Consider the following 22,552-nt stretch of genomic DNA (forward strand, 5'->3'; position numbering starts at 1 on the left):
CGGCCTTTCATGCCTTCCGCCGCGGCAAAGGTTCAGGCGGGGCGAAGATTGCGGGCATCAAAGCGAAAGCCCGGCCTCGTTGAAGAAGTGCAGTTTATCCGGGCGGAAGGAAAGGCCGATATCCTGGCCGCGAATGTCGGCGTCGATTTCTGCAACGCGGATGATGAGCCTGCCGGCATCGCCGCAATCGACATAGAGATAGGTGTCGGAACCGAGATATTCGGAGATCTCCACCTTGCCCGTCACCTGACCTTTGCCGGCCTCGACGACGTCGATGTGTTCGGGGCGGATGCCGAGCGAGGCGGGCGTGCCTTCCGTGCCCTTAGGCATTGGCCCGCTGCCGTGGCCTTCGATTTTATATTCCCCGGCGCTGCCCGAACACGGCAGAATGTTCATTTTCGGTGAGCCGATGAACTGGGCGACGAACAGGTTGTCGGGTTTTTCGTAAAGGTCGCGCGGGGTGCCGACCTGCATGATGCGGCCATCCTTCAGCACCACGATCCGGTCGGCCAGCGTCATCGCCTCGACCTGATCGTGGGTCACGTAGATCATCGTCGTGCCCAGCGTTTCGTGCAGGCGGGCGATTTCGAAGCGCATTTCCACGCGAAGAGCCGCATCGAGATTGGAGAGCGGCTCGTCGAACAGAAAGCCTTTCGGTTCGCGCACGATGGCGCGACCGATGGCGACGCGCTGGCGTTGTCCGCCGGAAAGCGCCTTCGGGCGGCGGTCGAGATAGTCGTCGAGGCGCAGGATTTCGGCGGCGCGGCCGACCTTTTCCGCGATTTCCTTTTTCGGGCTACCGGCGGTCTTCAGCGAAAAGCCCATATTGTCGCGCACATCCATATGCGGATAGAGCGCGTAGGACTGAAACACCATGGAAAGGCCGCGCTCTGACGGCAGCCGGTCGGTCACATCGTCGCCATCGAGCAGAATGCGGCCACGGCTCGTCTCCTCAAGCCCGGAAATCATCCTGAGCAAAGTCGACTTTCCGCAGCCGGAGGGGCCGACGAAGATGACGAACTCGCCGTCGTCGATTTCAAGGTCGATGCCCTTGATGACCTGCAGGTCGCCGAACCATTTTTCCACGTTTTCCAGCCGGATAGAGCCCATCTTATTCTCCTTCAGCCTGCAATAGATCGTCGCCCATGGCCCAGGCGAGATGAATGGCTGCGGTCCATGTGAAAAGCTTGCCGCCGAGACCTTCGCCGGTCAGCGGGTCGAAATATTCGTAAAAGCCGGATGTCTCGACGGCCCTTCGGGTGTCGCCGCGCAGCCGTTCGGCAAGGGCGCCATGGCCCTTTTCGGCAAGGCCGGTGCCAATCATGTAGTTGACCACGGACCAGATGGGGCCGCGCCAGTAGCGCCGGCTTTCAAACTGGCTGTCGCGCGGGTCCCAGCTGGGAAAACCATAGGTGCAGCAATCGAGAATGGCGGTGACTTCTCTCACCAAACGGGCTTGTTGCGCCGCATCTCCGGCATCGGCGTAAAGCGCCATGGCCGACGCATTGGTGAAGGCGGTTGAAAGCGTACCGGAGCGCAGGTCTTTGGCAACAAAGCCGCCGACATCCTCGCTCCAGAAACTGCCGCAGCCTTCCTTCGCGCGTTTCAGCCAGCTTTCCGCCTCGTCGCGGATGCCGGGAAGGCCGAATTCATCGGCGAGTTCGGCCAGATCGCGGTCACCGCGCATCAGCGCGAACTGAACGCAGGGATCGACCATGAAGAACGGCCCGTTGCGGGCAATCTCGAGATGATCCCATTTGCATTCATGGCCGAATTTCACGATGGCGAGATAGCGGTTATATTGCTCCGCTGTCGGCCGTTCGGACGGGTCGACATGGGTGATGTCGCGGCGTGGCAGGTCGCCGAGATCGTCGGGCACCGTGATCTGCTCCATACCGATATCCCAGTCCGGGCAATTGTCACGGCCGGATTCCCACGGGTGGATAATGCCGACAACGCCGGTTTCATCCGGATCGCGGTACTTGTGAAACCAGCGGTGCCAGGCGACGAGTTTTTCGAACAGTTTTTCAGCGCGTTTGCGGTCTTCGGGGCCGCCTGTTTTCATCATCGTCAGCATGGCGCTTGCGGCAACCGGCGGCTGCGAATGGCCGGAGGAGGGCGGCACGGTGTTCGATTTCCACATTTCCGGACCCGGAAAATAGTCCGGATCGGTCTTGTGGAAGATGATATGCGGCACCATGCCATCCTCCCACTGACCGGAAAACAGCGTTTCGATTTCTTCCCATGCCCGGTTGCGGTCGAAAGTGGCAAAGCCAAGTGCGGCGAAGACGGAATCCCATTCCCACTGATACGGGTAGAGGCGCGCCGTCGGCACGGTGTAGCCGCCCCGGTCGTTCATGCGCAGGATGTCGATGGCCTGTTGTTTCAGCGAGGTATGCATGCTCATCCTTTCACGCTGCCGGCGGTCAGCCCTGCCACGAGGAAACGTTCGAACCACAGGAAGATGAACAGCACCGGCACGGTGGCAACCACCGCACCCGCCATAAGATGCTGGCGCGGCACTTCCGATGAATTGAGCGAGACGACCCCGCGCGAAAGCGTGAACATGTTGATGTCGTCCAGGAACATGAAGGCGAACAGGAATTCGTTCCAGGCGATCATGAAGACGTAGAGCGCAACCGAGGCGAGGGCGGGCAGCGCCAGCGGCAGGGTGATCTTGAGGATCACGCCAGGCCGCTTCAGCCCGTCCATCAGCCCCGCCTCTTCCAGCTCGGAGGGCAGTCCCCGGAAATAGCCCTGCAACATATAGAGCGCGACCGGAATGGTGGTCGCCGGGTAGACGATCATCAGCCCGATGAGTGAATTTCTGAGACCCACCTGCGAGAACACCGAATAAAGCGGGATCACCAGCACGATGGCAGGCACCATGTAAATCAGCAGGATGGAGCGCGACAGGAACGCCTGACCGGGAAAGCGAAGCCTGGCCACCGCATAGGCGCCGGGCACGGCAAAGACCAGCGTGATGATGACCGTTGCCACCGAAACGATGGCGGAGTTCATCAGGAAGGTGCCGAAAGAATAGACGGTGAACAATTCGATATAGGAATTGAACAGGCCGGAAAGCCCCTGGCTGAGGTCGATCGAAAGGTCGAGCGGATTGGAAATCAGCGATTGCTGGCTTTTGAAACTGGTCATCACCATCACATAAAAGGGCAGCGCCACGACGATGGTGAACAGCGTCAGGCCAAGCCCCTTCATGAAGCGCAGGAAGATGACTTCGAGGTGGTAACGGCCGATATTGCCGGCCTTCTGGTCATGAAGGGCGGCCACAATCGACCACCAGACGGCCACCAGAAAACCGGCAAAGGCGACAAGCTGCAGCCCCGTTGTGTAGGCGAGCGACAGCCCGAAGGGTTCACCGAACGTGGTCAGCATCAGCACCGCGAAAATGGCGACGATCATGAAAGCCTGTACCGCAGCCCCGCGCGCTTTCGGGCGGTCGCGGGTTCTGACCGGCGACAGCACATATATGGCCGCCCCCACCGCGCCCGCCAGTGCGGCATAGCCAAGCTGCGGTGCGCTTGCCTCACCGGAAAACAGCGTGAACACGAGGCCGATGACGATCATCCAGACGATTGCCCAGAAGGCGCCCAGAAGAATGGCGGCGATGAAGCCGGTTCCGATACGCATCATCCGTCATCCTGTGGTGAGAATTTGAAGAAGACCAGCGAGAAGAACAGCAGGACTGCGAAGACGACCACGGCAACCGCCGCGCCTGCGCCGAGATTGGAAACGGCAAAGGCCTGTTCATAGACATCGACCGTCAGCGTTCTGGTGCCGGCCGCCCCGCCGGTGAGCAGGAAAATGTCGTCGAACTTGTTGAAGGTCCAGATGAAGCGCAGCAGGAACAGAACCGCCAGAATGCCGACAAGCTGCGGCAGCGAAATGTACCAGAACTGTTGCAGCGGCGTTGCACCGTCGATTTCGGCCGCCTCGTAGACATCGGTGGAAAGCGCCTGCATGCGCGCCAGAATGAACAGGAAGGACAGCGGGAAATAGCGCCACGCCTCAAACGCGATCACGGTCGTCAGCGCCACCGGGAACTGGAAAGTCAGGCCGAAAATGGAAATATCGACATCGCGCTGACCGAAGAAATCGATCGGCGCGACAATCATGCCGGAGCGCACCAGAAGCGCATTCAGCGTGCCCGAATAGGGATCGAGCAGGATGATCCAGGTAAACGCAACCGCGATGACCGGCGCCACGTAAGGAAACAGGAACAGCCCGCGCAGCACCGAGCGTCCCTTGAAGCTCTGGTTCAAAAGCTGGGCGGCGAACAGCCCCAGCACCAGCGCGCTCGCCGTGCCGAACACGGTGTAATAGAAGGTCACCCGCAGCACTTTCCAGAAGTCCGGCGAGGAGAAAATGCGGGCGAAGTTTTCGAGCGTGAAGTCGAAATTCGTCAGGATATTGTCGGCCCGGCCCGAGGTTTGCGGCTCACTGTCTCTCAGTTCGACGGGCGATGTCAGATAGGCGGTATCGGCAATCACCTGCATGCGGATGCGGTCCCGGAATTTTTCCGGCAGGTCGCCTAGCGTGCAGCTCAGTTGACGGCCTTCCAGCGTGCAGCGTTCGTCCAGACCGGAGACCTGAAGGCCCTCGGGAATGATATCGACAAAACCGGCATTGTAGATAGAGGCCTTCTGCGAGGTATTGCGCAGCCGGAACTCGATTTCCGCCTCATCGCCGGGGTTTTCCAGATCGCCCCGGAGCCGCTCGTTGATGTTGAGCTGCGGCGGGCGCAGATCGGAAAGCTGAACCGGCTTGAACGATATCCAGAAATTGGCAATCAGCGGCAACAGCACCACGGCCAGCACAATGGCGAAGGTCGGAGCCAGCATCGTATAGGCAAAGCGCATTTCGCGCCGCGCCATCCGGCCGAAACCCTTGGGTGGTTTGGGGGACGGTTCGGGCGCGGGGCTGCCGCTGTCGGTCATGTCTGCCATGTCTCAAGCCTTTTGCGGGAAAAGCGGCCGGGCGTGGGGTTCGCGCCCGGCTGTTCTTTCGGCCAGAAATCAGTTGATTTCCGAAAGCTCCGCATTGAGCTTTTCGACGGCATCCGGTCCGGAAATCTCGCCATCGATATATTCGCGCACGACCTGATTGATGACCTGGCTGTTGACCATCTTCGAGGCGAGCGCTAGCTGGCCTTCCTTCACGCCCCAGCGATTGGCGGTCTCAAGACCGGTGACGATTTTCTGCACCGTCTCGGCTGGGTAGACATCGGCAAGCGGCGCCTTGCGGTCAACGCCGACCGGCAGCGTAGCCCACTCATCGACAAACTTGCTGGGCTCTTCCGCCGTGCCGCGACGGACCGGGAACTTGCCCTCCGGCGCCATCGACAGCGTGTTCATATAGCCCTCATCCATGGAGAACTTGATGAAGTCGGAGGCGACGTCGATATTGGCATCCGCCGTCACGCCGAGATAGCGGATATCCGCCCAGGCCGCGCCATCCGGGTTGGACGGACCGGAGAAGGTGGTGACGACGTCGGTCTTCTGGGCAAGTTCCGTGGAGGTCGGATCATCGTTGATGGTCGGCGGTGCGCTGTCGCGCAGGCCGGCAAGCTCATCGAGGATGAAGGGCGACCAGATGATCATCGCCGCCTTGCCGTCGAAATAGAGCGCGCGCGACTGCTGCCAGTAGAGTTCACCGGCAGGCGAGGCATCGGCCAGCGTCTTGTAGAATTCCAGAACCTCGATGGTCTTGGCCTCGTCCAGAGGCTTGAAGCCGTTTTCGTCCACCGGCGTCACGCCATTGGCGAGGAAGACATGCTCCAGCACCTGGCTCATGAAGTTGTCGTCAATCTTGGTGGCGGCGACGAAACCGTACATGTCCGGCGGATTGTTGAGGACTTCGATCGCCTTGGCGATGTTTTCATAGGAGTCCGGCGGAGCAAGGTCGTGCTCGTCAAACAGGTCCTTGCGGTAGATGATCATCTGCGTCCAGCCATCGACCGGCACGGCGGCGGTCATGCCTTCGAACTGCGCCATTTCGACAGCGCCGGGCGCGAAACTGTCAATGCCGAGGTCGTTTACGATTTCGTCGTCGATTTCCGCATCGAGAATACCGGCTTCCGCCCAGGGCAGCACATATTGCAGGGTCAGGTAGATGACGTCCGGCAGGTCGCCGGCGGCAAAGGCAGCGGTTGCGCGGGTGCCGAGTTCGCTTTCCGTCACCGGAATGACCTGCACCTCATTGCCGGTCTCTTCCATGAACGCGTCGGCGATTTCCTGCTGCTTGGCCAGCCGCTCGGGCTGTTCTTCCGTGGTCCAGAAGCGGATTGTGTCCGCATGTGCCAGGGATGCAGCGCTTGCCGAGAGCAAGAGGGCTGCCGTCAGTTTCGTCAGTGTCTTCATTGTCATCCTCCAAAAGCTTCCACCGGAAAACCTGAAGCCGGTCTTCCGCCACGACCCGGCAAAAGGCCGAACCGGTTTTTCGCGCGTCCGAAAGTGCAGACGACGCAGCGGCCGGGTTTAAAATCCGGGCCGTCACGAGATCATGACGCCGTATGCGTCAGGCCAGTCTGTTACCGATGGATCTCCTCCCATCGCCTGCAGTTTACTTAGGCATTTTTGAAAAATGCCAATTTAATAGACTTTAGCGCTTTCGGGCAAAGGGTCAAGGCGGGCTGTCGTCTTTGTCTGCGCGGCCTCTACGACTTTCGCAGCACCGGAACGCAAGCAGCGGGCAGCTTTCCCGGTTCCGGAACAAAGACTGAAACCGGGCGTTGCTTTCATGAAACAAAACAAAGGGGAACGCCGGATGGCAAAGGGTTCCAAATGGATCAAGCATCTGGCGCGAACGGGATATTTCGCGCGCGGCCTCGTCTATTCCATCATCGGTTTGTTTGCCATTCTTGCCGCAATCGGATCGGCGGAAAGCAAGGATACAAGGGACGCACTGCAAACCGTCTTGAGCCAGCCTTTCGGCTCGGCGCTGGTGGCTGTCCTCATTGTCGGGCTTGTGAGTTATGGTCTCTGGCGGCTGTTCCAGGCGGTCATGGACCCCGATGATCATGGTTTCGGGGCGAGGGGGCTGGCGGTGCGGGCTGGTCTTTTGTCAAGCGCCGTAACCTATGGTCTGCTGGCGTTTTATGCCTTGTCGCTCGTCGGCATTTCCAACGGTGGCGAGGGTGACGGCGCGTCGCTGGCTGAAATGATTGCCGGCTTTTTCGGTTCGCGGCCCGTTTCAATCGCACTTGCAGTAATTTTCGCCGGTGTCGCCATTGCGCACTGGTGGAAGGCCTACAGGCGCAAATATGCCGAACATCTCAAGGCCTCCGATGCGGTCATGACCTGGCTGCACCCGATATCGATGACCGGGCTGGCCGCACGGGGATGCGTTTTCGCCATTCTCGCCATGCTTCTGATTTTCCGTGGACTGATGAGCGAAGATGGTTCCGGCACGCCGGGGATCAAGGATGCGCTTGAATATACCCAGGACCTGCCGTTTGGCGCATTCCTGCTGGCTGCACTCGGCGTCGGTGTCGTGCTGTTTGCCGTCTATTCCTTCGCCGAGGTGATCTGGCGGGAGATCAATATCGAAGATGCGTGACAGGGTTCAGACCTTGCGTTCTTCGCATGTGTTCTGCTGGGGTGGGATGGAAGCTGAATTTCGGAGTGGTATGTGTAGGAAACGGACCGGAAATCCTGTGTATTGGATTTGTGCTATGTAGAGTGCGGGCGGAAGGCCGTCGGAATCCTGGTCGATAGAGACCGTTTACTGGCTTTTGGACCTCCGCCCGCTCTTGATAATCCCAACCTGAACAGTTGATGGAGGCCGTAAGCGCGGACCTCGTAGCACAGGATGAGGCTTGCCATGGTACACCCTGTTTACATCGGATGCGACGTCTCAAAGGCACATCTGGATCTTTTCGATGCCGCAACACAAAAAGCCGTCCGTATCGCCAATACCGGCACCGCCATCGACGAATGGCTTGCTACCCTTGAGGGGCGCGACGCGCAGGTCATTCTGGAGGCGACCGGACGTTATGACCGGCTGTTGTGCTCGGCGCTCGAGAGGTGGCGGCGGCCCTATTGCCGGGTCAATCCGGCGAGAGCCCGCGACTTTGCAAGAGCCACCGGCCAGCTTGCCAAAACCGATACCATCGATGCGCGACTTTTGGCGCTTATGGGCGAAACACTTTCACCACCCGTCACGACACCACCCGACCTGGCCCGTCAGCAACTGGAAAGCCTGCATACAAGGCGTGATCAGCTTGTTGCCATGCGTCAGCAGGAACGGCTGCGCCTTCATACAGCCGCGCCGTCGGAGCGCGACAGCATCGCACGCCACCTCGGCTGGCTCGATACGGAAATCGCCGCGATCGAACAACAGTGCCAGTCGCATGTGCGGACAAATGTGACGCTGAACGAGCAAAGCATCAGACTTCGCTCGATCCCCGGCATCGGTCAGATCACGGCATTCACCCTGATGGCCCACATGCCGGAACTGGGCGGCCCTTCGCCCGGCGGCATGGCGGCGCTTGCAGGCCTTGCCCCCTTCAATGCCGATAGCGGCATTCACCGCGGCCAGCGCCATATCCGCGGCGGACGAAAGCGTGTGCGTGATGCCCTCTACATGGCGGCGCTGGTGGCCTACCGGCTAAAGTCGCCCTGCGCCCGCATGGTCCAGGCCATGCAGGCCAAAGGCAAACCGTTCAAGGTCATGATCATCGCCATCGCCCGCAAACTGCTCGTCATTGCAAATGCCATTCTCAGGGATAAAACCACATTCGAAGCAGCTTGAAATAACATGCATCAATACAGTTGCCAGTCCTTTTCAGTTTACCGACAAACCTATCCTTTTTACGGACGTCATTCTCGGGCTTGACCCGAGGATCTAACCACCGCTCAGCACGAGCGGCGTTGGCGGTCTGTAATGGATTGTTTTAAATTTATTTTTTGCCCGATACGCTTGTCGCGTTCATACGTGCTTAGACCCTCGGGTCAAGCCCGAGGGTGACGAAGGAGAACGGGCGAGCTTTATCAACAAAATGAAGAAACGGACCGAAATTCTTCCGGTCCGTTTCCTTTTTTCAGGCCTTGCGGCGCAATGCCGCCGGGACGAAACTGTGGATCGAAAGGCCTTCGTCGCGGTGTTTGCCGCCGGCAACGCCGGCGAACCAAGCACCGGCTGCGGCCAGAACCGCGCCTGCCGCGGAGGCAAAGGCGGTGATGACCGAGGCATTGTGCATCATCTGCATCATTTCTTCGCTGACCTCGCCGCTGGAAGGCGCAGCACCCAGGCTGGAAAGCGCCGAGATTAACGCCGCGCCCGCGCCGAGCACCAGCGTGGAGAGCGCCCAGACGACAATGCCGTGAATGCCGTCGCGGAATTCGCTTTCATCGGGCGTTCCATCGCCGAAATGTGAGCGCATGCGACCGGCGACATAGCCACCGGCAGAGGCGCTGGCAAAGGCAACGAGGACGAGCCAGAGGCCGATGAGGAAAAGGGCCCATGACAGGCCGTCTTCACCCGGCATCGCATCGCTTACTGCAAGGCCGATGCCCGCGCCGAACTGGCTGAGCACTGTTGCCAGCGCGCCCGCGACGGCCGCGCCGCCGAAGATGGCGCCCCATTCGAGGTAGGAGGCGCCCGGCGCGGCCGGCGTGGTTACAGGATTGTGGTTTTGCTCTGTCATGACTCCCCCTTATGCCAGGCCGAGGACGGACAGGATAAACATGACGACCACAACAAGACCTACGAGATAAATAATACCGTTCATTGTTTCTGCTCCGTTTTAATTCGATGCCTATTCAACGGGCACTGACGCAGAACGTTCCGATGAAATCGCGCTTTTAGCGGGATAGAGGTGTCAGCCACGGCGACAAACCGGGGTGTTGCGGGCTATGAAAGATCGTGCATCACGACCCGATTGCTGATCATATGGAAGCAGAACATGGGAAGTGATGTCGCATGGCGATAGCCGGTTTCCGGCCGGGCCGGCGCCATTGACAATGACTGCCCAGACCGGCGCTTAGGCGTCGTGTTGCGGGCTTGCAGTATTGGGAGAAGGACATATGTCGCAACGTCGCCTGAGGTCTCGGGACTGGTTCGATAATCCGGATCATGCGGATATGACGGCGCTCTATCTGGAGCGTTTCATGAATTACGGCACAACGCCGGAGGAACTGCGGTCCGGCAAACCGATCATCGGCATTGCCCAGAGCGGCAGCGATATCAATCCCTGCAACCGTCACCACCTGGACCTTGCGCGGCGCCTGCGTGACGGCATTCGCGATGCCGGTGGTATTCCCATCGAGTTTCCTTCTCATCCCCTGTTTGAAAACTGCAAGCGCCCGACCGCGGCGCTTGACCGCAATCTTGCCTATCTCGGACTAGTGGAAATCCTTTACGGCTATCCGCTCGATGGCGTGGTGCTGACGACCGGTTGCGACAAGACGACACCGTCGGCGCTGATGGCCGCAGCAACGGTCAATATTCCGGCGATCGTCTATTCCGGCGGTCCCATGCTTGACGGCTGGTATGACGGGGAGCTTGTCGGTTCCGGCACCGTGATCTGGCGTTCGCGCCGCAAGCTTGCCGCCGGCGAAATCAATCGCGAGCAGTTTCTGGAGGCCGCCCTTGAATCCGCGCCTTCCGTCGGTCACTGCAATACCATGGGCACAGCCTCGACCATGAACGCCATGGCGGAGGCGCTCGGCATGTCGCTGACGGGCTGTGCGGCAATCCCCGCCGCCTATCGTGAACGCGCGCAGATGGGATATCGCACCGGCCGGCGTGCGGTGGAGCTGGTCAACGAAAATATCCGCCCGCTCGATATTCTCACCCGGGATGCTTTCCTCAATGCCATCCGGGTGAATTCGGCTATCGGCGGCTCCACCAATGCCCAGCCGCATCTCTCCGCCATCGCGCGCCATGCCGGGGTCGAACTGAAACCTTCGGACTGGCAGGACTATGGCTTCGATATTCCGCTTCTGGCCAATGTCCAGCCTGCCGGCGAGTTTCTGGGGGAACGCTTCCACCGGGCCGGTGGCGTTCCGGCGGTGATGTGGGAGCTGTTGCAGGCGGGGCGGCTTTCGGGCGACTGTCCGACGGTGACGGGCAAGGCTGTTGCCGACAATCTGCAGGGGCGGGAGGCGCAGGACCGCACCGTCATCAAGCCGTTTGCCGAGCCGATGCAGGAGCGGGCGGGTTTTCTGGTGATGAAGGGCAATCTGTTCGATTTTGCCATCATGAAGATGAGCGTTATCTCCGAGGAGTTTCGCAAGCGCTATCTTTCCGTTGCCGGGGAGGAGGGCATATTCGAGGGCAAGGCCGTGATCTTCGATGGTTCGGAGGATTATCATGCCCGGATCAATGATCCGTCTCTCGACATCGACGAACATACCATTCTGGTTATTCGCGGCGCCGGCCCGCGCGGCTGGCCGGGATCTGCCGAAGTGGTCAACATGCAGCCGCCGGACCGTCTTATCCGGAAAGGAATTACCAGCCTTCCGACAATTGGAGACGGCCGCCAGTCCGGCACGGCCGACAGCCCGTCGATCCTCCATGCCTCGCCGGAAAGTGCGGCTGGCGGCGGACTGGCCTTTCTGCGCGATGGCGACATCATCCGCATCGATTTCAATGCGGGCCGCTGTGATATGCTGGTCGATGACGCCGAGATCGAACGGCGAAAACAGGAGGCGCTTCCCGCTGTGCCCGCCGATGCGACGCCCTGGCAGCGGATCTACCGCAATTCCGTCACCCAGCTCGATGAAGGTGCCACCCTTGCCGAGGCCGAAGACTTTCGGGATATCGCATCGCGACCACCCCGGCACAATCATTGACCGGGCCGTTTGCTGTGGCCCGGTCACGCTGCCTTGAGCGATTGGTTTTGTAACGAGGAGGACGACAGGCGATCAGCCGCTGCGGCCGGAACCGGGATTACGGGCAGCGCTGCAGCTGTGCTTCGTAGATCTGGGTCATCTTCTGGGCGCGGGCGGCCGCGCTCTTGGCCACGGGCCGGCTTTTCCAGACACCGCGTGAATAACCGGCATGTCCTGAATGGTAGGCGAGGTAGAGATTGTAGGGGTCGTTGAGCGCAATGCCGTTTCTGATATGGCTTTGATTGTGATACCAGGCGATGAAATAGATCGCATCGCCGAAATCGGTGCGATTGGCGCCGCGCTGGCCGGTCCGTGCCTTGTATTCGCTCCAGGTGCCGTCAAGCGCCTGCGAATACCCAAGAGCGCTGGAAGCGCGCCGCCCCGGAATGAAGCCGAGGATCTTCTTGCGCGGCGGACGGGCATGGCTGTCGAAGGAGGATTCGACGTAGATCGTCGCCATCAGGACCGAAACCGGCACGCCATACTCGCGCGAGGCCTTTTCGGCATCCCGGCGCCAGTTTTCGAAGAACCCGTTTTTCTGGGCAAAAATCGCGCAGCTGTTGCCGACATTGCTGACGGTCGTTGAGCAACCTGTCAGAGTGGCAAGGCAGAGCACTGCGAACACGATCCAAAAGCGCGAAATAGACATGGAACGGACTGTATGCGGGGGACGTTAAGGAAAGGTTCTTAAAAATAGTTAACGCCGGCGATGTCTTCGGGGCGTTGCGCGCTGAGGTTCGGGCGGACGGGCCTTTCGGGCTGATGAAAATTCCTGCAACTTAGTCTTTGACAGACGGGCGGCATGACGATAAGGGGACCGCCTGAAGAACAAGCGCAGCGGTGAACGCTGCTGGATCGGCGAAAGCCAGCCTTCAACCGCAACATGAGAGGGTTTGAACGTGGCGAAAGCGGAACTCGGTACGAAAAGAACATGCCCTGACACGGGCAAGAAATTTTATGACCTCAACAAGGATCCGGTGGTTTCACCCTATTCGGGGAATTCCTGGCCGCTGACCTATTTTGAGGACACGGCATCCATCGCTGTTGTGGAAAGCGAAGAAGAAGAGGAAGTTGCGGAAGTCGACGCCGAAAACAATGAAGGCGCGATGGGCACGATCGAGGCTTCCGACGATGACAGCCCGTCCGACAACATTCCCAATGTCGACGGCGATGACGACGACGATGTGGATGTCGACGACGACGACAACACGTTCCTCGAGACCGATGACGATGATGATGACGATGTTTCCGACATCATCGGCGTTTCCGACGACGACGAGGACAATTGATCTCATCGTTATCGACGCAGCAATGCGGATTTGACACGACAAGCCGCCGGCTCTCGGGCCCTGGCGGCTTTTTCTTTGCCGGGGTTGCTGCTTTGGCGGGCCGGTTGCGATGACTGGCGCGCGGGAAATCCCGTTTTTCCGTCATGCGAAGCCCTGATCTTCCAAGCGGATAGGGGCTTTTGATGTTCGGCGAGGAGGCGGTTTGAATTTTTTTGCAGGCTTTGTTTTTTTATGGCTTGCATCCAGCGAAAATCCACAGTAACAAGCCGCCACCCGACGCGAAACGCGTCGCTTCGAACTGCTCAGGCAGTCTGGAGAATGGGGCTATAGCTCAGCTGGGAGAGCGCCTGCATGGCATGCAGGAGGTCAGCGGTTCGATCCCGCTTAGCTCCACCAAATTTTCCCTTTTGTAATGTGCTACATAGATTGAGCTTTTTGTGCAGGCTTTGACCGCTTCGGTCACTTGGCTTGAGCTTTTGGGCGTTCAACGCTGCTATGCGGGCACGATGGCTAAAGCATCAAGATGGGGTTCGCTCGTCACATGATTGCTTTGCGCGCCCATGTCTGCCGTACAAGGTCTTGGACCCAATTTCTGGAAGCGGCCATTTGCGGCACTCCGCACCATGTTTTTGAATGGGCGGAGATGAGGCATTCTTTGCATGTTGAACCAAAGGCGGCAATGCGAACGAAGCAGACTTACGCGTCACGGACGGGTGTTTCGGCTGATGGAACGTGTCGTATAAGGGCCAAAAGCAGCGCCAAGATCATTGCGCCGTTCAAAACATGCCACATGAAGTGCGTTCCGATTCCCGTCGTGGCGCAGGTCATCAAGTCGATCGTGCGAAAGACCAAGGAAGTCGTGAAACAGGCTGATGCCGTAAGCACAAGCTGTCGGGCAGGATGACGTTTGATAAGCGTCACAAGGGAAAATCCCCAGAGCGCCAAAAGGGCCGGAAGGTATTGCAACGATCCATTCAGGCGTTCGGGATCCGAGACGTCGTTCGTGGTAATGTCTCTGCCTGTCGCCCAGAACGCAGCGCTCACGCAAGCCGCGACGATAAGACATATCCTCAGTGTTCTCAGATAATTTCCGCTGTTTAGTCGAAAAATCACGGTGGCAATATACAACGCGACAAACGTCCAGATCGGGATCACGTCCAACAGCTCAGTTTTGCCGTTGGCAAAGGTGTGAAACAGGAATGAACCGAGGCCGATGGACACAGCCAGAAAAATCAGCACGCGCTCCGGAAGCCCGCGTCGGCCCGACGCCTGAAGCGCACGCCAAGCGAGCAATGCCGCGACCAGGAACGCGGCATTGCTGAGGGCATTGACGGGTTCATTCCAGAAACCTGGCGCAGAACGCTCGCAGTAGAGGTCTATGTAGCCAAGGAATGTCATGAACTCGTTCTCCGCAAGCAATCGGCTTCCGCTTTTCCCCATAGCAAAGCGGAAAGCGATCACCAAGGACTCGGAGGAGACGTTGTCTGCGGATGACACGAAAGTCCGCTCCGGGCCGAGAGTGCCGGAGCACGCAATGTAGGTCGATGTCCGCTTTGCCGCCAGGCCAATCGGAGATCTGCCCGACCGCTCCTGCCCCGCTTCTGCCGGTTTGTGCCCTCAATCCGAACGCTATGGCTGGGTGGTGTTTTTCAGAAGTGGTCGTCTGGCCGTCCCCCAAGCTAAAACAAGCCATTGTTACAAGTTGTGCCTCGAAGGGTAGCTTCTCGTCACAGGGCGGCGGGCTTGTGCCGCTTTCGCATCGCTTCGGAAGGTGCTGTTTTTCTGTTTCTGCCCATAAGATAGGCGGGGCTGAAACTGCGGTTTGATGGTTTTTTGCAGAAAATTGAAATAAAAATTTCATGGATTGGTTATCGTCATCGAAAAATCGCTGTTTTTACAGCCCCGTGAAGATAAGAGTATCTGAGCCTCTGGTCACTTTTTTGCTCCAAAATAGGCAAAAATTACGAATGCATATTTGATGGGCACGGCGCTTAAACTTGATGCGTGGTTGCTATTTGCAAAAAAAATTTCATCGATAAGCTGATCTCACCTTCAGTATCGATGAGACCATGCCATGACTGCCATAAATGCTTCCCTCGCCTCGTCAGGCTTTGCGCCCGACAATCGGTTCGAACGTCTTCTGGATGGCTTTCAGCCGTCCTTCGAGTTCGAGCCTGTCGGCCCGCTGCCGGAGAGTGAATTCGTCGACCGGCTGCGCCGCATCCGGCGGGAGGCCGTGGTTGCCGGTCATGACGTGATCCTGATCCATGCCGATTCCATCGGCTCCTACAAGGTCTCCAATTCCTATCTGCGCTATGTCTGCGACTGGGCGCGCGAGGGCGTTCTGGTCGTGCCGACGGATGACGACAAGCCGTTGACGATGTTTTCGATTTTCAGCAGCTCGGTTCTGCTGCCGCCGGCCGGTGAGCCGGTTCTTGTCGAGGATATCTGGCAGGTCGGCACATGGGGCCGGGAGACCTATAACCGGCCGGGCAATACGGTCGACAAGGTGGTCGAGGCGGTCGGTTCCTTTCTCGAGCGCGAGGGCTTTTCCGTTGCGCAGGTCGGCCTGATCGGCGATGCGACGTCCGCGCCTTACTGGAACGGCCTGAAAACCCGTCTGCCCAAAAGCGCCTTTGCCGATTGTTCATCGGTCATCGACCGGATGCAGAAAGTACGCTCCCCGCGCGAACAGGCGGTCGTGCGCGCTGCCGCCCAGCTTGCCGATATCGGCATTCAGGCGGCCTATCATGTGATCCGACCGGGCGTGACCGATTACGAGATCTATGCCGCCTTCACCTATGCCCAGATGGCGCGCGGCGGGGAGACCGGCGACGGCTACCAGATCGGTATCAACCGTTTCGGCACCCATTGCGGCAAGCCCTATGGCCATGTCGTGCGCAATGGCGACCTGATCAATCTTTATATTTCCGCCGTCATCTATCAGGGCTACACCGCCCAGATCGCCCGCATGATCGCCGTCGGCGACATCACGGACAAGCAGGAAGAGGTTCTGCAGATGTGCGTTGAGGGCGTGGAGAAAGCCGCGGCGAAGGTCCGGCCGGGCAACCTCGTTTCCGAAGTGGCGGACGCCTCCTTCGAGCCCTATCTCGAGCGCGGCTATCTGACATCGGCCGACAGCCGGACGATGCCCTATAACTGGGTTTCCGAAGACGACGGCAAGCCGCGGCTGATCCCGCGCAAGCACGTGCCGGATGAAGACTGGGAGCGCCAGGGCCGCAGGCTGATGCATGTTTACCCGGCAACGCTCGGGCCGCATAACCCCAATGTCGGCCATTCGGTGTCGATGCAGAAATTCAGGAATTACAATATCCAGTCGAACAATCACGACAAGCTGGAAGAGGGAATGACCTTCGTTCTCCATGCCCAGTGGCTCGAGCCGGAAGTGGCGGGCTGCAATGTCGGCGATTGTTATCTGGTGACAGCAGACGGTGCAGAAAACCTGAGCTGCCATACCCCGCTTGCGCCGCATCGCGTCAAAGCGGAATAGCCTCCCAACCCCAAACCAGAACAATAAAGAAAGCTTCAGAAGGAGAACGACATGTTCAAGCAGATACACCGCCGCAGGCTTCTGGCCTCCGCCGTTTTCGTCGGCCTTGCCGCCACGCTCGGCAGTGCCGGAACGAGTTTCGCCCAGTCCGGTGAGAAGGTCACCCTGGTGATTTCCAACTCGCAGTGGCTCGACGCCCTGCGCGGCCAGAACCTCTGGGCCGCCGTCAAGAAATACGAGGAGGTCAATCCGGATGTCGTCCTTGAGCAGGAAGCCATTCCGTCGAAGGAATATGCCGACAAGCTGACCACCGAGATGGGCGCCGGCCAGGGCCCCGATATCGCCATCATGCAGGAAGGCGTGTTCTTCACCATGGCCGATGCCGGCTTTCTGGTGGATGTCGGCGATGCCGTGAAGGGCGTCGACCTCAACAGCACCAACGAGAACGGCGTGATCGATGATGTGCGCTACGGCATCGCATGGCAGCGCGCCGCCTATGCGCTGATCTTCAACAAGGACGTAACCGAGGAACTCGGCGTCAATATCCCGACCACCGTGCAGGAACTCATCGCCTCGGCGAAGGAAGCATCCGAAAAGACCCCCGGCGTCATCGGTTTCACCGCCCGTCACCAGATCAACGATTTCAGCGGCTGGTCGATGGACTTCCAGAACTGGGCCTATGGCTATGGCGTCAACTGGGTCGATGACGAGGGCAATCTGACCATCGACACACCGGAAGCCGTCGCCGCCGTTCAGGCCTTCAAGGATACCTACGCCTCAGGCATCATACCGGTCGGCGACAGCATGCCGACGCAGCGCACGCGCTTCAAGGAAAAGCAGGTCGCCTTCTCGATCGACAATTCCGGCGGCACGCTGAACATCGCGTCCGGCGGCGCGCTTCCGAGCGCCGATATCGGCGCGGCTGCCATGCCGTTTGCCCATCCCGGCGCCCATCAGCAGATCTTCCTCGGCGTCAGCGCCCACAGCGACCATCAGAAGGAAGCCATCGACTTCCTGACCTGGCTGGTAAGCCCCGAAGGTCAGCAGTCGCTGCGTGCCGCTTCCGGCCCGGATGCGCTGGCAACCGATGTGCCGGTCACGGCCGAATTCGCCGCCGCCAACCCCTGGGCGAACGAGTTCGCAGAGCTTGCCAAGCACTCTCGCAGCACGCTCATTCCGGGCTATGAAGTCGAGACCCCGCAGATCATGCGCTACGTGATGCAGGCTGTCGAAAAGTCGATCCTGACCGACACGTCTCCTGCCGATGCGCTTGCCGAAGCCCAGGCTGAGGTCGATCGCGAGTTTTAATCCCCGCTGGCGGAGGAATGGCCATGACAGGCCCGAAACTGAAAAAAAGCATAACCCGCCTGACTGCCTACGGCTTCATTCTTCCGCCCATGATCTATCTGGTGGTGTTCATGTTCTGGCCGCTGGCGCGGCAGATGTATATGAGCCTCACCAAAACGCGGATCATCAATCCCAACCACGGCCGGTTCATCGGCCTTGGTAACTACGAGCGGCTTCTCGGCGATCCGTCGTTTTTCCAGTCGATCCGCGTCACGCTGATCTATGCGGCTCTGGCTGTCATCTTCGGCGTGTCGCTGGGCGTGATTTCCGCGCTGGCAATCGACCGGCCGTTCAGGGGGCGGGCCATTGCCCGCGGCATTCTCCTGTTCGGCTGGGCCGTGCCGAATGTCGCCGCCTCGCTGATCTGGCTGTGGATGTATAACGACCGTTCGGGCATCTTCAATCGGATCACCGAAACGCTCGGTCTTGGCCGGTTCGCGTGGCTCACCAGCACCGATCTTGCGCTTGCCTCTGTTCTGGCGGTGACGGTCTGGCAGGTGGCGCCGTTTGTCATGCTGGTCGTGTTGGCCGCGCTTCAGTCGGTTCCCGGCGAGGTGCGCGAGGCCGCGGCAATCGACGGCGCCGACGGGCTGAGCAGCTTCCGCATGGTCTCCCTGCCGCATATCCGGCCTGCCATTCAGCTGGCAGCGCTTCTGGTCTGCGTCTGGTCGATCCGCCGTTTCGATATCATTTACCTGCTCACCGGCGGTGGACCGGTCGGCTCCACCAGCACGTTGGTGGTCAAGATCAAGCAGGTTGCCTTCGAGAACCAGCAGCTTGGTCTTGCAAGCGCCTATGGCGCGGTCGGCCTGGTTCTGGCGCTGGCGATTGCCGGGATCCATTACTTTTTCGAACAACGCCGCATGAAGTGGATGTCGCGCTGATGACGACGAAAAAACTCACGCTCCGGCTTTTGCGCTACCTGCTGATCGGCGTTCTCGTCGTGCTGGCCGGATTCCCGGTCTACTGGATGGCCGCCACGGCGCTGTCGGAAAATTCCGAACTTTACGGCTCCGGTCAGGTGATCTGGCTGCAGCTGCGCCATTTCCCGCAGCTTTTCAACGATCTCAATCAGGTTCCGATTGGGCTGTGGCTGTTCAACACGCTTCTGGTTGCTGCCGGCGGCACGGTGCTCAGTCTGACGCTCGGCTCGCTGGCGGGCTATGCGCTGAGCCGCTTCCGCTTTCACGGCAAGGGGCTGGTCGGCTTCCTCCTGTTCGTCACCCAGGTCGTGCCCGAGGCGCTTATTCTGGTGCCGCTCTATGCGATGTTCATCACCTTCGGCCTGTTGAACAGCCTTGCGGGTCTGGTTCTCGCCAATGTCGGTTTTTCGCTGCCGGTCGCCTGTTTCGTGCTCAAGGGCGCGATGGATGCGGTTCCTTACGAAATCGAGGAATCGGCGATCATCGACAATTGCCCGCGCTTCAGCATTCTGACGATGATCATCCTGCCGCTGATCATGCCCAGCATGGCCGCAGCCGCCGTCGTGTCCTTCTTTGCCGGCTGGAACGAGTTCCTGTTCGCCTCCACCTTCCTCATGGACCGCGACAAGTGGACGGCGAGCGTCGGCCTTGCCTCCTTCGTCGGGCAGTATGAAACCCCGATGTCCGCCGTCATGGGCGCAGCGCTGGTGTTCAGCATTCCGGCCATCGTCTTCTTCCTCCTTATCCAGCGTAAAATCGTGGCCGGTCTCACCTCCGGCGCCGTCAAGGGATAACGCTCATGCCCGCTTTGACCTTCAGGAACGTTTCCAAGACATTTGGCGACAACACCGTTATCAAGACCTTCGATGCCGAAATTCATGACGGCGAGTTTCTGGTTCTTCTCGGCCCTTCCGGCTGCGGCAAGTCCACGCTGTTGCGGATGATCGCCGGCCTCAGCGATATCTCCTCCGGCGACCTGCTGTTTAACGGCGAGGTTGCCAATGACTGGCAGCCGAAGAAGCGTGGCGTCGCCTTCGTGTTCCAGACCTATGCGCTCTACCCGCATGCCACCGTGCGCGAGAATATCGCCTTTCCGCTGATCATGGATGCCTTCCGCAAATGGTATCATCTGCCGGTCGTCAACATGATCGCCCGCGCGCGGTTGATGAAGCGCGCCGATATCGCGGAGCGGACCTTGAAGATTGCCCGCCAGCTTGAGCTGGAACCGCTGCTCGACCGCAGGCCGGCGAGCCTTTCCGGCGGCCAGCGTCAGCGTGTGGCGCTGGCGCGTGCGCTGGTGCGCAATCCCTCGCTCTATCTTCTCGATGAGCCGCTTTCCAACCTCGATGCCAAGCTGCGCACCCAGATGCGGTCCGAGATTTCCGCCCTGCATCACAAGGTCGGCAAGACATTCGTCTATGTGACGCATGACCAGGTCGAGGCGATGACCATGGCAAGCCGCATCATCATCATGAACAAGGGCGTGGTGCAGCAGGTCGGAACGCCGGACGAGATCTACGACCAGCCGGCCAACACCTTCGTTGCCCAGTTCGTCGGCTCGCCGCCGATGAACCTTATCCCGGCATCGATCCGTGACGACACGCTGAAACTGTCGGGAAAGCTTGTCGCCGACCTTCCCGCCCCGCTGCCGAAGCGGCGGGAAGTCACCTTCGGCATCCGCCCGGAAAAACTGTCGCTGCTTGGCCCCGGCGAGGGCCGGCTTCCGGCCCCTGTCTCGGTGGTCGAACGCCTTGGCGCCGAAACCGTGATCGGTTGCCGGCTGATGACCGGTGATGAGGAAGACGACGGCCGCCTGCTGGAAACCGGGCTGGTGTTCGTGCGCGTCTCCGGCCACCTGCGCATGGAAATCGGCCAGTCGTGCTCACTGGATTACGACGCTGACGACGTCCTTCTGTTCGATGTCGAAAACGGCCAGCGCCTGAAATAACTCGGCGCATGAAATAACAAAGAGAAGACGATGCAGAATTTTCACATTACCGCCACCGGGCACAGCCTCAACTACCTGCCCGAATATGTCGCCGTATGGCAGGGTTTCTTTGCCGATGAAGGGCTGAATGTCACCGCCGAGGTGCCGTCGCCCTGGGACCGGGTTCTCGACGATATCGGTTCCGGCAAGGCGCAGGCCGCACTTGGCGGCATCTGGGTGCCCTCCATGTTCCACGGTCGCGGCAAGCGCTATGTCCCCTTTGCGCAGGTTGCCGCGCGCGCGCCTCTGGCGATCATCGGCCGCGAACGGCCGGAAGATTTCGCCTGGGGCGCGCTGGCCGGGAAGGTGATCGCGATGAAGGGCAGCAACGGCGCCAGTGTCGGCCTGTTCATCAAGATGATGCTGCGCGAAAAGGGCATCGACCCGGCCACGGTCGGCTTCGTGCAGGACCTTGACGGCAAGATGCTGACCGACCTGTTCGTCGGCGGCATGGGCGATTACCTCGTCATCGACTACCCCTCTGCGGTGACGCTCGAGGAGGCCGGCGGCGGCCATGTCGTGCAGCCGCTGTCGATAACCGGCGGCAATATCCCCTGGAGCGTCTACTATACCGAAGGCGAGGCAGATAATGCGCTGCTGGAGACCCATACCCGCTTCGCCCGGGCGCTGAAGCGCGGCATGGACTGGATTCTTGCCCGCGAGGCGGAAGGGTATCACGATTTCCTCGCCGAAACCTTCCCGAAATTTGCCCCCGATCTCCTGGTGAAACTGACCGATATCTACCGCGCCAACGGCATGTGGACGACGCCGCGCATTGACGCCGATGCCTATGCCCGCTGGCAGGGCGGTATCTGTGACGGCCACCTCACCGAGATCCCGATTGTCTATGACACGCTGATCGACAGCCGCCCGACCATCTTCTGAAAAACGCCCCTTCCACCGCAAAAGAGCACAAGACGATGCGTATCGCAGTCATCAACCCCAACACGACGCCATCCATGACGGCCCGCATTGCCGGTGCGGCGCAAGCCGTTGCCGGCAGCGATACGGAGATACTGGGACGCCAGTCGCTGTGCGGCCCGGATGCCATCGAGGGACCTTTCGACGGCGCGCTGGCCGTGCCGGGGCTTTTGAAGGCGATTGTCGCGGCGGAAGCCGAAGGGGCGGATGCGCATGTGATTGCCTGTTTCGACGATACCGGCCTCGATGCCGCGCGCGCTGTTGCCACGCGGCCGGTGGTCGGCATCGGCGAGGCGTCCTTCCACGCCGTCACGCTGCTTGCCCACAGCTTCTGCGTAGTGACGACGCTGTCGCGTTCGGCGCCGGTGATCGAGGACAATATCCTGCGCTATGGTTTTGACCGGCGCTGCCGCAAGGTCTTTGCCTCGGACATTCCGGTTCTGGCTCTAGAAGACCCGAAAAGCGGAGCATTCGAGACCATCTCGGCCTTCATCGAAAAGGGCATCGCGGCCGGCGCGGAAGGTGTTGCGCTCGGCTGCGCCGGCATGGCGGGCTTTGCCCGCGATCTTCAGGCGCGCCATGGCATTCCCGTCGTCGATGGCGTTTCTGCCGCCGTCGGTCTGGCCGAGACGCTGGTGCGGTGCGGCCTGCTCACCGCGAAGACAGGCGTTTGGTCGCCGCCGACGCGGACACAGCTTCTGGCCGCGGAATAAAACCGC

19 protein-coding genes and 1 tRNA gene are annotated in these 22,552 nt (G+C 59.9%); 12 read left to right on the forward strand and 8 right to left on the reverse strand.

What is annotated here, in order from left to right; translation table 11 throughout:
* Positions 1–57: 57 nt before the first annotated feature.
* From ABID12_RS17915 to ABID12_RS17935, 5 genes are all read right to left on the reverse strand, one after another.
* Entirely contained in the window at positions 58–1,110 is a 1,053-nt protein-coding gene (locus ABID12_RS17915; protein ID WP_354435488.1) for an ABC transporter ATP-binding protein, read from the reverse strand.
* A 1-nt stretch (position 1,111) separates the two neighbouring features.
* Complete coding sequence (locus ABID12_RS17920; RefSeq protein WP_354435489.1) at positions 1,112–2,407, reverse strand: MGH1-like glycoside hydrolase domain-containing protein; 1,296 nt, start codon at positions 2,405–2,407, stop codon at positions 1,112–1,114.
* A complete protein-coding gene (locus ABID12_RS17925) occupies positions 2,404–3,654 on the reverse strand; it encodes a carbohydrate ABC transporter permease (RefSeq protein ID WP_354435490.1) in 1,251 nt (416 codons plus the stop codon). The genes ABID12_RS17920 and ABID12_RS17925 overlap by 4 nt, the downstream gene beginning before the upstream one ends.
* Positions 3,651–4,967, reverse strand: coding sequence for a carbohydrate ABC transporter permease (locus ABID12_RS17930; protein WP_354435491.1), 1,317 nt, complete (start codon positions 4,965–4,967; stop codon positions 3,651–3,653). Before ABID12_RS17930 ends, ABID12_RS17925 begins: the two co-directional genes overlap by 4 nt.
* Before the next feature lie 69 nt (positions 4,968–5,036).
* Complete coding sequence (locus ABID12_RS17935) at positions 5,037–6,380, reverse strand: ABC transporter substrate-binding protein (protein WP_354435492.1); 1,344 nt, start codon at positions 6,378–6,380, stop codon at positions 5,037–5,039.
* Between the two features lie 406 nt (positions 6,381–6,786).
* Between ABID12_RS17935 and ABID12_RS17940 the strand changes: the two genes are divergently transcribed.
* Positions 6,787–7,578 carry a DUF1206 domain-containing protein gene (locus tag ABID12_RS17940; RefSeq protein WP_354435493.1) on the forward strand — a complete coding sequence of 264 codons (792 nt, stop codon included), beginning with the start codon at positions 6,787–6,789 and terminating at the stop codon, positions 7,576–7,578.
* Between the two features lie 264 nt (positions 7,579–7,842).
* On the forward strand, positions 7,843–8,772 hold the full coding sequence (locus ABID12_RS17945; RefSeq protein WP_354435494.1) for an IS110 family RNA-guided transposase: 930 nt from the start codon (positions 7,843–7,845) through the stop codon (positions 8,770–8,772).
* Between the two features lie 289 nt (positions 8,773–9,061).
* Here ABID12_RS17945 and ABID12_RS17950 read toward each other — a convergent pair whose 3' ends face one another.
* Positions 9,062–9,667 carry a hypothetical protein gene (locus ABID12_RS17950; RefSeq protein ID WP_354435495.1) on the reverse strand — a complete coding sequence of 202 codons (606 nt, stop codon included), beginning with the start codon at positions 9,665–9,667 and terminating at the stop codon, positions 9,062–9,064.
* 379 nt (positions 9,668–10,046) lie between these two features.
* Between ABID12_RS17950 and ABID12_RS17955 the strand changes: the two genes are divergently transcribed.
* Complete coding sequence (locus ABID12_RS17955) at positions 10,047–11,816, forward strand: IlvD/Edd family dehydratase (protein ID WP_354435496.1); 1,770 nt, start codon at positions 10,047–10,049, stop codon at positions 11,814–11,816.
* Between the two features lie 97 nt (positions 11,817–11,913).
* On the opposite strand, the gene ABID12_RS17960 is transcribed toward ABID12_RS17955, so the two are convergent.
* The gene (locus tag ABID12_RS17960; RefSeq protein ID WP_319517590.1) at positions 11,914–12,504 is read right to left on the reverse strand and encodes a transglycosylase SLT domain-containing protein; all 591 of its coding nucleotides are present in this window, start codon (positions 12,502–12,504) and stop codon (positions 11,914–11,916) included.
* Positions 12,505–12,754: 250 nt separating this feature from the next.
* Here ABID12_RS17960 and ABID12_RS17965 point away from each other — a divergent pair, with 250 nt between their 5' ends.
* Both ABID12_RS17965 and ABID12_RS17970 read left to right on the forward strand, forming a co-directional pair.
* The gene (locus tag ABID12_RS17965) at positions 12,755–13,144 is read left to right on the forward strand and encodes a TIGR02300 family protein (RefSeq protein ID WP_106313254.1); all 390 of its coding nucleotides are present in this window, start codon (positions 12,755–12,757) and stop codon (positions 13,142–13,144) included.
* Between the two features lie 320 nt (positions 13,145–13,464).
* Positions 13,465–13,540 (forward strand) — tRNA-Ala (locus ABID12_RS17970).
* Between the two features lie 300 nt (positions 13,541–13,840).
* Here the strand turns inward: ABID12_RS17970 and ABID12_RS17975 are convergent.
* Positions 13,841–14,641, reverse strand: coding sequence for a ceramidase domain-containing protein (locus tag ABID12_RS17975; RefSeq protein ID WP_354435497.1), 801 nt, complete (start codon positions 14,639–14,641; stop codon positions 13,841–13,843).
* Between the two features lie 577 nt (positions 14,642–15,218).
* Between ABID12_RS17975 and ABID12_RS17980 the strand changes: the two genes are divergently transcribed.
* From ABID12_RS17980 to ABID12_RS18010, 7 genes are read left to right on the forward strand one after another with little or no spacing between them, the layout of a single operon-like run.
* A complete protein-coding gene (locus ABID12_RS17980) occupies positions 15,219–16,655 on the forward strand; it encodes a M24 family metallopeptidase (protein ID WP_354435498.1) in 1,437 nt (478 codons plus the stop codon).
* Between the two features lie 51 nt (positions 16,656–16,706).
* Entirely contained in the window at positions 16,707–17,963 is a 1,257-nt protein-coding gene (locus tag ABID12_RS17985; RefSeq protein ID WP_354435499.1) for an ABC transporter substrate-binding protein, read from the forward strand.
* A 23-nt stretch (positions 17,964–17,986) separates the two neighbouring features.
* On the forward strand, positions 17,987–18,886 hold the full coding sequence (locus ABID12_RS17990; RefSeq protein WP_354435500.1) for a carbohydrate ABC transporter permease: 900 nt from the start codon (positions 17,987–17,989) through the stop codon (positions 18,884–18,886).
* Complete coding sequence (locus ABID12_RS17995; RefSeq protein WP_106311996.1) at positions 18,886–19,719, forward strand: carbohydrate ABC transporter permease; 834 nt, start codon at positions 18,886–18,888, stop codon at positions 19,717–19,719. Before ABID12_RS17990 ends, ABID12_RS17995 begins: the two co-directional genes overlap by 1 nt.
* Before the next feature lie 5 nt (positions 19,720–19,724).
* Entirely contained in the window at positions 19,725–20,873 is a 1,149-nt protein-coding gene (locus tag ABID12_RS18000) for an ABC transporter ATP-binding protein (protein ID WP_354435501.1), read from the forward strand.
* A 30-nt stretch (positions 20,874–20,903) separates the two neighbouring features.
* Positions 20,904–21,797 (forward strand): ABC transporter substrate-binding protein, encoded by an 894-nt coding sequence (locus ABID12_RS18005; RefSeq protein ID WP_354435502.1) that lies wholly within the window; start codon positions 20,904–20,906, stop codon positions 21,795–21,797.
* 35 nt (positions 21,798–21,832) lie between these two features.
* On the forward strand, positions 21,833–22,546 hold the full coding sequence (locus tag ABID12_RS18010) for an aspartate/glutamate racemase family protein (RefSeq protein ID WP_354435503.1): 714 nt from the start codon (positions 21,833–21,835) through the stop codon (positions 22,544–22,546).
* Positions 22,547–22,552: the final 6 nt, after the last annotated feature.

It is taken from the genome of Martelella mangrovi (genome assembly GCF_040545495.1).
In the GTDB taxonomy this organism is placed as follows: Bacteria; Pseudomonadota; Alphaproteobacteria; order Rhizobiales; family Rhizobiaceae; genus Martelella; species Martelella mangrovi.

Excerpts from the sequence above, each read along its gene's own strand:
- ABID12_RS17915 (WP_354435488.1), bottom strand. The coding sequence starts at position 1,110 with ATGGGCTCTATCCGGCTGGAAAACGTGGAAAAATGGTTCGGCGACCTG.
- ABID12_RS17920 (WP_354435489.1), bottom strand. The coding sequence starts at position 2,407 with ATGAGCATGCATACCTCGCTGAAACAACAGGCCATCGACATCCTGCGC.
- ABID12_RS17925 (WP_354435490.1), bottom strand. The coding sequence starts at position 3,654 with ATGATGCGTATCGGAACCGGCTTCATCGCCGCCATTCTTCTGGGCGCC.
- ABID12_RS17930 (WP_354435491.1), bottom strand. The coding sequence starts at position 4,967 with ATGGCAGACATGACCGACAGCGGCAGCCCCGCGCCCGAACCGTCCCCC.
- ABID12_RS17935 (WP_354435492.1), bottom strand. The coding sequence starts at position 6,380 with ATGAAGACACTGACGAAACTGACGGCAGCCCTCTTGCTCTCGGCAAGC.
- ABID12_RS17940 (WP_354435493.1), top strand. The coding sequence starts at position 6,787 with ATGGCAAAGGGTTCCAAATGGATCAAGCATCTGGCGCGAACGGGATAT.
- ABID12_RS17945 (WP_354435494.1), top strand. The coding sequence starts at position 7,843 with ATGGTACACCCTGTTTACATCGGATGCGACGTCTCAAAGGCACATCTG.
- ABID12_RS17950 (WP_354435495.1), bottom strand. The coding sequence starts at position 9,667 with ATGACAGAGCAAAACCACAATCCTGTAACCACGCCGGCCGCGCCGGGC.
- ABID12_RS17955 (WP_354435496.1), top strand. The coding sequence starts at position 10,047 with ATGTCGCAACGTCGCCTGAGGTCTCGGGACTGGTTCGATAATCCGGAT.
- ABID12_RS17960 (WP_319517590.1), bottom strand. The coding sequence starts at position 12,504 with ATGTCTATTTCGCGCTTTTGGATCGTGTTCGCAGTGCTCTGCCTTGCC.
- ABID12_RS17980 (WP_354435498.1), top strand. The coding sequence starts at position 15,219 with ATGACTGCCATAAATGCTTCCCTCGCCTCGTCAGGCTTTGCGCCCGAC.
- ABID12_RS17985 (WP_354435499.1), top strand. The coding sequence starts at position 16,707 with ATGTTCAAGCAGATACACCGCCGCAGGCTTCTGGCCTCCGCCGTTTTC.
- ABID12_RS17990 (WP_354435500.1), top strand. The coding sequence starts at position 17,987 with ATGACAGGCCCGAAACTGAAAAAAAGCATAACCCGCCTGACTGCCTAC.
- ABID12_RS17995 (WP_106311996.1), top strand. The coding sequence starts at position 18,886 with ATGACGACGAAAAAACTCACGCTCCGGCTTTTGCGCTACCTGCTGATC.
- ABID12_RS18000 (WP_354435501.1), top strand. The coding sequence starts at position 19,725 with ATGCCCGCTTTGACCTTCAGGAACGTTTCCAAGACATTTGGCGACAAC.
- ABID12_RS18005 (WP_354435502.1), top strand. The coding sequence starts at position 20,904 with ATGCAGAATTTTCACATTACCGCCACCGGGCACAGCCTCAACTACCTG.
- ABID12_RS18010 (WP_354435503.1), top strand. The coding sequence starts at position 21,833 with ATGCGTATCGCAGTCATCAACCCCAACACGACGCCATCCATGACGGCC.